Origin of the sequence: Ruoffia sp. FAM 26254, from assembly GCF_045528545.1 — a bacterium.
Lineage (GTDB): Bacteria > Bacillota > Bacilli > Lactobacillales > Aerococcaceae > Ruoffia > Ruoffia halotolerans.
In genome coordinates, this window is the sequence record NZ_JBGQQY010000088.1 from 1 (window position 1) to 2288 (window position 2288).

At 31.5% G+C, this 2288-nt stretch carries 3 protein-coding genes and 1 pseudogene; 1 reads left to right on the top strand and 3 read right to left on the bottom strand.

The features are described 5' to 3' along the window. A pseudogene (locus tag ACEN3Z_RS11695) lies at positions 1-116 on the top strand (IS30 family transposase); the annotation flags it as partial. 399 nt (positions 117-515) lie between these two features. On the opposite strand, the gene ACEN3Z_RS11700 reads toward ACEN3Z_RS11695, so the two are convergent. The 3 genes from ACEN3Z_RS11700 to ACEN3Z_RS11710 form a co-directional block, all read right to left on the bottom strand. After that, entirely contained in the window at positions 516-659 is a 144-nt protein-coding gene (locus tag ACEN3Z_RS11700) for a hypothetical protein (protein WP_407090960.1), read from the bottom strand. Between the two features lie 452 nt (positions 660-1111). Next, entirely contained in the window at positions 1112-1666 is a 555-nt protein-coding gene (locus tag ACEN3Z_RS11705) for a Dps family protein (protein WP_407090961.1), read from the bottom strand. A gap of 40 nt (positions 1667-1706) precedes the next feature. Further along, positions 1707-1937 (bottom strand): heavy-metal-associated domain-containing protein, encoded by a 231-nt coding sequence (locus ACEN3Z_RS11710; RefSeq protein WP_062470281.1) that lies wholly within the window; start codon positions 1935-1937, stop codon positions 1707-1709. Positions 1938-2288: the final 351 nt, after the last annotated feature.

A 2288-nucleotide genomic window follows, 5' to 3' on the forward strand; every position in this document is an offset into this window, starting at 1 on the left:
TGTCATCGATTGCACACAAACGGAACACGATTCCACGGAAATCCTTACACTACCGAACACCGTTGGAAGTATTTTTGAGTTACTTAGATGAAGCAGTTTTGTCTAGCTTAATTTGACAAATCAAATACCATTAATAAATCATCATAGAGAAATAATTTAATCCTATAATTCTTTTAACAACTTTCAGCAAAATAATTTTAAGTAATGGCCTATACATGCATTTAGAGTTGATTTCAACTACTCAAGGCAACTACACTTTAATGCCTCAAAACGTTCATATTGAAAGCCACATATTATAATTTCATCCTGCTATAATAAAAGTACGCTCTTAAGTATTGAACTGAAAGTTTTTAATCTAAGAGTGTGTTTTTATAGCGGTAATTTTCTAGCTTTGCTTAATTGTTCTTTTTATTTCTAGCTATTCAGAGTATTTCTCTGTGATCTCTTTGCATTTCTTTGATACTAAAAGTTGGTTTTTTTAAGTCTATTTTCTTGTTTCTCAACTTCACTTCTTTTTACAGTAAATAATCATGGATCTTTTGAAGATTTAATTCCTGAATCTCTAAGTCTAACAACTTAGCTATCATCTCTTTGAGTTGATTCGTTGAGTTTGCCAATTCTTCATCTATTGTATGTTTTATATCTGACGATAATCCCACAGTAAATCAATCTATTGAGACTAATTAATCGGATGAATCAAAAGTTTGTATAGACAGTAAAGAAGAAGTTGCTTTAAAATAATTTATGCTGATGTATGTGAGAAAAAATGATACGTTTCATTCATATATTGGAGTTGATCTAGTTACATATAAAAATGTTTATTCATTTCCTTAAACAAATATAATTCCTAATCAAAAACACCAATGTTTCAATACACTTAACTAAAGTTTTACAATAAATAGGGTTAATGTCAAAATTGAAATTGCCATCAACCCTATTTCACAAAGAATCTCAATGGATTAAACAAAAATTGAGTGGCTTATCTCCGGTTGAATACCGAAAACAAGACACTCAATTGTCTGCTTAATATTTAATTGAATAAACTCCAACTTTTTGGGTTCACTACACTTTGTAAATTCGCAGTTACTTGTTCCTTTTCATCTATATTGTATTAGTCTTCCTCTTCCTCGCGGTAATCATCATCTTCTAGGGCTTCTTTTCCTAAAAAGGCTTGCAACATCCAGATTATTGTATCTAAGTCATCTTTAAATTCAATTAGCGTATCCTCAAAGACAACATTCTCTTCTTCTTGCGCCAAGTGAATGGCACGAATCGTTAATTCACGAGTTTCTCTGAAATCATCGATGATATTGTCAACCATTTCTTCGGCTTTTATATATTTATCTGCTGGATCTTCTGATAGCATAGAATGCTCGACAAGCTCTTTAGTTGTAGAAGCTGGTTTATATCCTGAAACTAGCAGTTGTTCAGCTAAGCGGTCAAACCATTTTTCATTATCATCATATAGTTCCTCAAATTTTTCATGTAAAGTAAAGAAGTGAGGTCCCTTTAAATACCAATGATACTGATGTAACTTCACATGTAGTGTGTGAATATTCCCTAAAAGATGGTCTGTAATGGCTGCTGCATTTATTTTCGTATGATGCACATGATCTTTATATTCTTGTTCTTCTTTTAATCTTTCTTGTGGTGTTTTTTCTGACATGATTCATTCCTCCATTATTTTTTTGATTTTTTAAGTAAACCTACGCGGCTTTTACACGCGATCTTTTTACGCCATAACCTAAGTCTTGGATAGCTTTTTCTATGTCTTCAATTGATACAGTGTCGTCGAAGTTTACTTTTACACGGCTTGCATTGAACATCACTTTCAAGCTGTCTTTATCCACACCGTTTAAGTTACCAACACCATTTTCGATCTTTTGTAGACATGATGGACAAGTTAACGTTTCTAATTGAATATTTGCTTTTTGCATGATACATTCTCCTTTGAATTTTTATTTGTTCATTCGATTTACCTTATTGACATCTATAGTATATCAGCTATTCAAGCTTTTAATCTTGATCTACATCAATTTAACGAGGTATTTTGTATTTCAATATTTTCATTTCTTACCTCTTATGCATCTATTCTAATCGAAGACTAGATAGATTGAATTGATGTAGATCAAGAATTAGTATTAATCTCCTAATTGTTTTTTCGGAGAGTGTAAAATATTTTGTGTAAATAGAAAAAAGGAAGTCCCTTCTGTAGAATAGAGTTACCACACTAAATTCACAGAAAAGAGGACTTCCCTATGAACAATCTTACTACAGATATCTTACAG

Bases quoted from the DNA above. Each gene is read 5' to 3' on its own strand.
- ACEN3Z_RS11710 (WP_062470281.1), bottom strand. From the start codon at position 1,937: ATGCAAAAAGCAAATATTCAATTAGAAACGTTAACTTGTCCATCATGT.
- ACEN3Z_RS11705 (WP_407090961.1), bottom strand. From the start codon at position 1,666: ATGTCAGAAAAAACACCACAAGAAAGATTAAAAGAAGAACAAGAATAT.